The 8,789-nt window shown below is 63.0% G+C and carries 7 protein-coding genes; 4 read left to right on the forward strand and 3 right to left on the reverse strand.

Features of this window, described 5'->3' with window-relative positions; translation table 11 throughout:
- Window positions 1–132: 132 nt before the first annotated feature.
- Window positions 133–1,149, reverse strand: coding sequence for a response regulator transcription factor (locus tag G3N59_RS27340; protein ID WP_205985938.1), 1,017 nt, complete (start codon window positions 1,147–1,149; stop codon window positions 133–135).
- Between G3N59_RS27340 and G3N59_RS27345 the strand changes: the two genes are divergently transcribed.
- The gene (locus G3N59_RS27345; RefSeq protein WP_205985939.1) at window positions 1,136–2,743 is read left to right on the forward strand and encodes an ATP-binding protein; all 1,608 of its coding nucleotides are present in this window, start codon (window positions 1,136–1,138) and stop codon (window positions 2,741–2,743) included. The two genes, G3N59_RS27340 and G3N59_RS27345, sit on opposite strands and share 14 nt — an antisense overlap.
- Window positions 2,740–3,459 carry a response regulator gene (locus G3N59_RS27350; RefSeq protein WP_205985940.1) on the forward strand — a complete coding sequence of 240 codons (720 nt, stop codon included), beginning with the start codon at window positions 2,740–2,742 and terminating at the stop codon, window positions 3,457–3,459. Before G3N59_RS27345 ends, G3N59_RS27350 begins: the two co-directional genes overlap by 4 nt.
- A 47-nt stretch (window positions 3,460–3,506) precedes the next feature.
- Here the strand turns inward: G3N59_RS27350 and G3N59_RS27355 are convergent, their stop codons facing one another.
- A complete protein-coding gene (locus tag G3N59_RS27355; RefSeq protein ID WP_346777944.1) occupies window positions 3,507–4,406 on the reverse strand; it encodes a glycosyltransferase family 9 protein in 900 nt (299 codons plus the stop codon).
- A complete protein-coding gene (locus G3N59_RS27360; protein WP_205985941.1) occupies window positions 4,403–5,299 on the reverse strand; it encodes a glycosyltransferase family 9 protein in 897 nt (298 codons plus the stop codon). Before G3N59_RS27360 ends, G3N59_RS27355 begins: the two co-directional genes overlap by 4 nt.
- A gap of 370 nt (window positions 5,300–5,669) precedes the next feature.
- Between G3N59_RS27360 and G3N59_RS27365 the strand changes: the two genes are divergently transcribed.
- Window positions 5,670–6,062, forward strand: coding sequence for a hypothetical protein (locus G3N59_RS27365; RefSeq protein ID WP_205985942.1), 393 nt, complete (start codon window positions 5,670–5,672; stop codon window positions 6,060–6,062).
- An 85-nt stretch (window positions 6,063–6,147) separates the two neighbouring features.
- Complete coding sequence (lptD, locus tag G3N59_RS27370; protein ID WP_241024256.1) at window positions 6,148–8,475, forward strand: LPS assembly protein LptD; 2,328 nt, start codon at window positions 6,148–6,150, stop codon at window positions 8,473–8,475.
- The last annotated feature ends 314 nt before the right edge of the window (window positions 8,476–8,789 follow it).

An 8,789-nucleotide genomic window follows, 5' to 3' on the forward strand; every position in this document is an offset into this window, starting at 1 on the left:
GCCTTTCCTTACCTTGCCGCGCAGCCCCGCTTTTCGCGCTCGATCGACGCTCGCCAGAAGGCTGTCGAGCCACGGCAAGTTTCGCCGCGTGACGCTTATGCACGCCGGATAGTGCTCGCGGCGCGGGCTCGATCAGATGCTTAGCAATGCAGAATGCTCAAGATCGCCACCGATCTCGTGCGCGCCGCCGGCTGCCGCGGAGGAAAGATTGAGAAAGGCATCGTCGGGGCAGAAGACGTAGCCATCGCGATATCGCGTCTGGATGTACTGGCGTCCGCAAGGCGACAGACCCAGCAGTTTGCGCAACCGGAACACCACCACATCGAGGCTGCGCGCGTGCAGTTTCGAATTGCGGTCGAGCATGCTCAGAATGCGCTCGCGCGAAAGCGGACGCATGCGGTTCGCCGCGAACACGGTCAGCACGGCCAGCGCCAGCGGCGGCGCGGCAATGCGCGAGCCGTTCTTGAACAACTGATTGCCGACCGCGTCGATTTCGAAGCCGTCGAACGCATAGCGCGCTTCCTTGCGCGGCGAATTCGGCAGATCGATCTTGCAGCGCAGCGCGTGGCGCATGCGGGCGAGCAGTTCACGCGGATCGTACGGATCGACGAGGAAATCGTTGGCGCCCAGTTCGAACGCCAGCACCTTGTCGGCTACATCGTTGGAGCGGCTGACGATGATGACGGGCACCGCATAACCTGCTTCGCGCAGGCTGCGCAATGCGCCGATACCGTCGATCTCGCATGCTTCATGACGAAGAATGATGAGCGACGGCATTTCGCGCGCGAGCCGCTGTTCCAGCCCTTGTGCGCCATAGAGCACAGACATGTCGATCTGCTGGCGCTGCAGATAGCTGCGCAGGTTGTCACGAGACACCTGATCCGGCTCGACAACAAGCACATGAATATCCATCGATCTGTCCCTCGCCAGGTAATTGCAGGCCATCGCTCGTGCCTCGCGCCCTGGACGCAGCGGTCGATTCGATGTGCGACGGATGATACGGAACAACCGTGGAGGAAAAAGAGGTGAAAACTGGAGAAAATGTGGATTCGTACCGCGCATGCGACCCTGAAGCGCCGCTTCGGGTGAAAATAACGCTTGATTCATCACATTTATTATTCCGGCCCTGCGCCTCATGAAAGCCAGCATTACGTCCAAACTCTTTCTCGCGATTCTGTCCGCGTGCGTCATCGCGGCCGTCGCCATGGGCGTGGCCATTCGCGCGAGTTTCGAATTCGGCTTTGTGGATTTTCTGCAGGAGCAGGCAAAGACCGAACGCGCCTCGCTCGAACAGGAGCTGGAAGCGTCCTATGCCAAGCACGGCAACTGGGATGCGATCCGCGAGCAGACGCAGGGGGCGCCGCCGTTTGGTGGCGGCCCGTTTGGCGAAGGTCCGCCGCCGGGCGACATGCCGGGCCTCAATGCTCCCGGTGCGCCGAATAATGTGACCATGCCGGGCGCGCCCGGCGGCATGCCTGGGGCGAACGGTCCGGGTGTTCCTGGCGCGCCGGGTGTTCCTGGTGCTCCGGCTGGCCCTGGCGCGCCAGGCGCTCCGGGTGGTCCCAGCAGCCCCGGCGGCCCGGCCGCGCCCAACGGCACGGGCGGCAGCATGCCCTTCTTCGGCCCCACCGACCCGGCCAATCCGTGGCGTCCGCACCGCCCGCCGTTTACGCTCTACGACGCGCAGATGAACCAGGTGACGAAGGCGGGACCGCCTGCGCCGCCCGATTCCGTGCGCCATCCGCTCAAGGTCAACGGACAGATCGTCGGCTGGATTGCCGTCTCCGGGCCCGCCGAACTCATCAGCCAGGCCGAGGTGCGCTTCAAGAACCGCCAGATGCAGGCCACCTGGATCATCGTGGGCTTCACCGCGCTCCTCTCGGCCGTGATGGCGATCGTGCTCGCGCGCACCCTGCTCACGCCGATCAAGCGCATCGTCACGGCCACGCACCGGCTTGCGGGCGGCGACTACGCCACGCGCATCCCCGCCAAAGGCCGCGACGAACTGCAGATGCTCGCGAACGACTTCAACCGTCTCGCGGCCTCGCTGGAGAAAGCCGAAGGCGACCGCCGCGACTTTATCGCCGATGTCTCGCACGAATTGCGCACGCCGCTTTCGGTGCTGCGCGGCGAACTCGAAGCCATCGAAGACGGCGTGCGCCGCCCCGACGCGGCCACCATCACCTCGCTGCAGGCGGAAGTGGCCATGCTCAGCCAGTTGATCGACGATCTCTACGAACTCTCGCTCGCCGATATCGGGCAACTGTCGTTCGAGAAAGTGCCGCTCGATCTCGCGCCGATTGTGGAAGCCTCGTGCGACGCGTTTCGCGAGCGCCTCGCGGCCAAGCAGATCGCCCTCGAATTCGAGTCCGGCGACGAACACGTCACGCTCTCGGGCGACCCGTACCGTCTCACGCAGCTCTGGAAAAACCTGCTGGAAAACGCCCTGCGTTACACCAACGCAGGCGGGCGCGTACACGTCGCGATCACGTCCGACGATGACGCACTCTACGTCGATGTTCAGGATTCCTTTCCGCCTGTTCCGGCACCGCTGTTACCGCATCTATTCGACCGCTTTTTCCGCGTCGACCCGTCCCGTAGCCGCCAGAGCGGCGGCGCGGGGCTCGGACTTGCGCTGTGCAAGCGCATCGTGGAAAAACACGGCGGCACCATCGAGGCATCGCGCTCGCCGCTCGGAGGCCTGCGCATCCTCGTCCAACTTCCACGTCTACACCAACAATGATTGATCCGACCACCCGGCCTTCCATCCTGATCGTCGAAGACGAGCCCAAGCTCGCGGCGCTGCTTGCCGACTATCTGGCCAAGGAAGATTTTGCAACCACCATTCTCGCGGACGGCCGCGAAGTCGTGCCCTACGTGCGCGAGCATGCGCCCTCGATGGTGCTGCTCGACCTGATGCTGCCGGGACGCAGCGGTCTGGAAGTGTGCCGCGAATTGCGTACGTTTTCTGCCGTGCCGGTGATGATCATCACCGCGCGCGTGGACGAAATCGATCGCCTGCTCGGCCTCGAACTGGGCGCCGACGACTACGTCTGCAAACCGTTCAGCCCGCGCGAAGTGGTCGCGCGCGTCAAGGCGATCCTGCGCCGCGCCGAACTGCTGTCGCGCGCGCATCAGGAAGCGGAAGGCAACATGCCCACGCCGTTTGCCATTGACGTGCCGCATCACGCCGCGCGTCTGGACGGCCGCGACCTGCACCTCACGCCGATTGAATTCCGCCTGCTCGCGCTGCTGCACGCAGGCGCGGGCCGCATCTACGCGCGCGATTATCTGTTGCGCGCGCTGTACGACGACCATCGCGTGGTCGCCGATCGCACCATCGATTCGCACGTCAAAAACCTGCGCCGCAAGATCCAGGCGATCCGCCCGGATCAGGACATGATCCGCTCGATCTATGGCGTCGGTTATCGGCTGGAAATGGAGCCGATCGAAGAATGAGGCCAGCGCCAGCGCCAGCGCCAGCATATTGAACGCCGGCGCCAGACTTACTCTTCGGTCATCCGCGCGAACGCGGAAAGCACGCGCGAGCACGTCAAGGTCTCGCGCCAGAAGCGCTCCTTCAGCGATGCGCCCGGCAACCATTGCCACGGCAGCACCACTTGCGCATTGCCCCAGGCCGGACGCCAGCGCTGCGCCACCGCGCGGCGCCGGAACAGGCTCAGCGTGGGAACGCCGAGATTCGCGGCCAGATGACCCACACCCGAATCGTTGCCGATAAACCAGCCCGATTCGTACAGCCAGCCTGCCAGCCCGTCCAGGCTCGAAAACGTATGGACTGCAAAGCGACTCAGCAGCAGCGAATTCCAGCGCGGCAACTCGTCGGGCGCCATGACGAAAGCCACCTCATAGCCCCAACGTTCGAGATTGCGCGCAAGGCTCAGGAAGCGCTGCGGCAGCCAGCGCTTGTCCGGCGTGCTGGCTTCGGGGTGAATCACCACGCGCCGCGTATAGCGGCGATGCTGCAAACCGGCGCGCGGCGCAATGCCGTTTTCGGTGTGGACGGCAGGCAGATTGAATTCCGCGCGACAGAATTCCGTGAAGCGCGTCACCATGGGCGGATTGCTCACATCGTCCGTGAGCGGATCGAGAATCCGCACGTTGTGATGCAACGAAGCGAGATCGCGCACCGGCTGGTGAACGTGCATCTGCAGCACGGTATCCCACGGCGCGAGCGTCTCGCGCCATTGCGCATCGGCGGGCAGCGGGCGGATATCGACATCGGGAAACCACGCGCGCAACGCCCAGGACGCGCGCCCGAACACGGCGACTTCGGCGCCCTGATCGAGCAGATTGCGCGCGATCACCATCAACAGCAACGTATCGCCGAGCGCGTGCGACGTGATGATCGCGACACGGCGGTCAAGCTTGACAAACCCCTCCTTCACGCAAGCGCCTCCTGCAACTGCTGGAAGGCCCGCGCGACGCGCGACACCGAAAGCGTGTATTTCCAGTAGCGCTCGCGCAGACGCGCCGTCGGCAGATAGCCGCCGATCACCACGCGCCCGATGCCCCAGCCCGGTTGCCAGGTGCGCGCGAGACCGCGCCGCATGAACAGCGAGAGCGTCGGCACCTGCAGACACGACGCCAGATGACCGATGCCGGAATCGTTGCCGATAAACCAGCCCGATTCGTAGATCCACGCGGCGACGTTATCGAGCGAGCCCAGCTCCGGCAGCCCGATCCCATACGATTCGACATGCGTCCAGGCCGCGCGCTCCTGCGGCGCGACCACGAATTGCGGTTGGAAACCCAGCTTGCGCAGACGCAGCGCGAGCCGGATAAAGCGCGACGGCAGCCAGCACTTGTCGTGCGTGCTCGCAGTCGGATGAATGGCAATGCGATTGTGAAAGCGGCGCGGCTGCAAGCCGGCCGGCGCGGTCATGCCGTTGTGCTTGACGGCGTCGGCGAGGCCGAGTTCATCGCGGCAGAAATGCATGAGACGATCGGCCATCGATTTCGTCGAACGCGCGCGGCAGGCCGGTTCGAGCAGGATCAGATCGGTCAGCGGCAAGGCGGAATCGGCGATGGGCCCGTTGCGGCGCATTGCGATCACGTGATCGAAGCCGGGCAACAAGGTGCGGGCGGTGTCGCTCGTGAGTTCAGGCTGGATGTCGATGCCGGGAAACCAGGCCGCCAGCGTGACGGCATTTCTGCCGAATACGCTGACCGTCATGCCGTTTTCGCGCAGATTGCGCACGACAATCATCATCAACAAAGAGTCGCCCAGCGCGGACGACAAAACCACGGCCACGCGGGAGGCCGGCTGCAAAGGTCGCATCGTAATTCCATTCAGAGCGGCCTTCGGCGAGCTGGACCATCATCTGCCGTACGACGCTCACGAGTTACTCAAAACATTGGATGAGAATGAGCGGCAGCTTAGCGCGCGAATAATTTCAGTCGGTTACCCTTGCGTTACAGTGAGTAACGCTGCAAACAGGCGAAATTCGCGCGCAGAGCCGCAAAAAACGCATTAAACGCAGCGCGCGAATATCGCGCAGAAATATGCGTTAATAAGAGGCGCTAGCGCAGTAACCCATTTGCAGCAGCATTCGACTATCGTGGCGTCATCGCAACCTGCCACCGACCCGCCATGACCACGCACCGTTTCTTTTTCTGCGAACGCGTCACACACGCGGGAGTGCCTGCGCATGGCTGAAGGTGTAACTGCCGTTGTGCGCCAGATCAGCTCGGCCGACCTGAGCGCGGACGGCGAATTCCTGCTGATCCACGACGGCGACGCCACGGCGGCGCTGCACCGCTCGGTCTTCAACGACCTGCTGGTTGCGTTGCCGAATGCAATGGAAAAGATCCAGCGCATCGACAACAGTCCCGCTCCCTCGTTCACGCTGATGCAGGCGCGTGGTTGCGAAGTCGGCCGGCTCGACGGCACGCGCCAGCTCGTGATCCGTTTCCGTTTATCGAGAACCGCCAGCCTGTCGTTTACGGTGCCGTGCGAACAGATTCCCGGCATTGTCGAAGCGCTCGAGACCGCCGCACACCACGAGGCCACGCGGCCCACTCCCGCCACATGGCTGCAGTGACGCCGCGCGCATTCCCCGGTTTTACCGCAATCCCCTGCTGACCTCGCCCACCTTGATCCTGCGTCACGTAGTGCGCGGCTTTCGTTTGAAGCCCCTGATTTCCCTGTTGCTCGTCGCGCCCGGATTCGCGCCGCCGCTGGCACACGCGCAACTCGCGGGCGCGGCCGCACAGCCGGCGGCGTTGCCCGACGCCGCGAGCGACGCCTACGCCCTGCGGGTCGATCCGCAATTGCAGGAACATCCGCTGCAATCGGGCCAGAAAAGCGGCACGACCGCGCTCGGCGATTCGATGACCGGCACCGAGAATAACGATTACTCGCTGCACGGCAACGCGGAATTGCGCCGCTACGACTCGGTCATCAAAGGCGACTATCTTCACTACTTCGAAGACAGCGACACTGCCGACGCCTACGGCCACGTGGGCCTGACCGAAGGCGGCGCGACCTTCTTCGGCCCGTACGCGCACATGCGCATCGAAGCGAATCAAGGCTACATCAGTACACCTCACTATCAATTCGTGATCAACGGCGGCTGGGGCACCGCCGCGCGCGCGGATGTGCTCGACAACGAACGCGCCGAAATCCACGACGGCACCTATTCGACCTGCCACTGCAGCGGCGAACCCGCGTGGTATCTGCGCGCCTCGCGCTTCGACATGGACAGCGGCACGGACACCGGCGTCGCGCACAATGCGGTGCTGTTTTTTCAGGGCTTTCCGCTATTCGCGAGCCCATGGCTCTCGTTCCCGCTTTCGGACGACCGGCGCAGCGGCCTGTTGCCGCCGACGTTCTCGTTCAGTTCATCGAGCGGCTTCGATCTGTCGACGCCGATCTACGTCAACATCGCGCCGAACTACGACCTGACGCTGACGCCGCGCATCATCAGCCGCCGCGGCGAAGTGATGAGTGCCGATTTCCGCTACCTGGGCAGCGACTACAGCGGCGAATTCTCCGGCCTGATCCTGCCGCACGACGCGCTGACGAAAACCGACCGCTACTCGCTGTCGATCAAGCACGACTGGCAGATTGGCTCGGGCTTTTCGGCCTATGTGAATTACAACCGCGTATCGGACGCGAGCGTCAACACGGACCTCATCTCCGCCGGCCAAACCTTCCTGGGCTCGACCACGCTATACGACCAGGAAGCGGGCTTGCGCTACGCGAACGGCCCGTGGTCGGTTCTGCTGCGCGAACAGCACTGGCAATCGTATTCGGGCGACACGATCTACAACCGCGAACCGCAGATCAACGTGAATTACGCGCGTTACAACGTGGGCGGCCTGGACTTTGGCGCGGAAGCGGACGCCTCGCGCTTCACGATGTCGAGTGGCGACGTGGCGCAGGGCAACCGCTTCGTGTTCAACCCGTACGTATCGATGCCGATCGTGCGGCCCTCGTGGTACATCACGCCGAAGGTGCAATGGCACTTTGCGGCTTACGACCTCTCATCGCTGGGCAGCGACCCGGTGGCGGGCCAACCGCGCAACTTCTCGGTCAACGTGCCGACGGTCAGCCTGGACTCGGGCATGACATTCGAGCGCAGCGTCACGCTATTCGGCCGCTCCTATATCCAGACGCTGGAGCCGAGGCTCTACTACGTCTACACGCCCTATCGCAACCAGAACTACGCGCCGCTATTCGACACGGCGCAAAGCGACTTCGGCCTGGCGGAGATATTCAGCACCAATAGTTTCGTAGGCAACGACCGTATCGCGGACGCGAACCGCATCACGGCGGCGATCACGACACGCTTCGTGGACGCCGCGACGGGCTCGGAAGCCGCGCGCTTCGTGCTGGCACAGCAATACAACTTCACGACGCCGCGCGTGACCTTGATTGCGGACGGCAGCACCACGGACCTGACGCGTACGGGGGTGATTGCGGGCGGATCGTTGAATATCGGCAACCACTTCAAAGCCGAACAGGCATTCGAGTACAACGAATCGAATTCCTCGCTATCGCACACGAGCACAGGGGTCTCCTGGGCGCCGGCGCGAGGCGAAGTCGTGAACGTGGCGTACCGCTACACGCGCCCGGACTCGACTGATTCGAGCGACGACTACGAACCGGTGAGCCAGTTCATCGTCTCGGGCCAATGGCCGTTGAGCCGACACCTGTCGAGCGTTGCGCGGGTGAATTACGACATGCACGTACACCGCCTGATAGCGGGCCTGGTGGGATTCCAGTACGACGCCGACTGCTGGTCCCTGGGGATAGCATTCGAGAAGTACACGAACGAAACGAGTTCGACGACCGTCCCTAGCACAGGAAGCAGAGTACTGATGCAACTGCAATTAAAGGGACTATCGAAGGTAGACAACGGCTTGTTGAATCAATTCAAGGACAACGTCCCAGGCTACTCCCCGCTGCCGGATAGCAGCACCCCGATATCGAAATTCACGGACTACCAGTAAAAATCACGCTGGTTTGGATGAACCCAACGGCGCGCGCAGCGCCGCCGGATGAGCGGGCGCCTTGTCACTGAGTGGTATGGTGCGGGGGACCGGATGCCCCTATACCATTCCCCCTAAAAGGCGGTTTGCCAACTGCGTCACACTAGCGGTGTGAGCGGCTTTCTTTTGCCTACTTTTCTTTGCCGCTGTGTATGGACTGGAGACATAGGTAACAGGTGTACGGAGACATGGGTAACACATTCTCCGTTCACGTTTGCTGGTTCAGATTGATAGTCCCAAAGCAGTGGTGCGCAAAATACAGGTCATAGCAGTCG

Source organism: Paraburkholderia sp. Ac-20340 (assembly GCF_017104965.1).
Classification (GTDB): domain Bacteria; phylum Pseudomonadota; class Gammaproteobacteria; order Burkholderiales; family Burkholderiaceae; genus Paraburkholderia.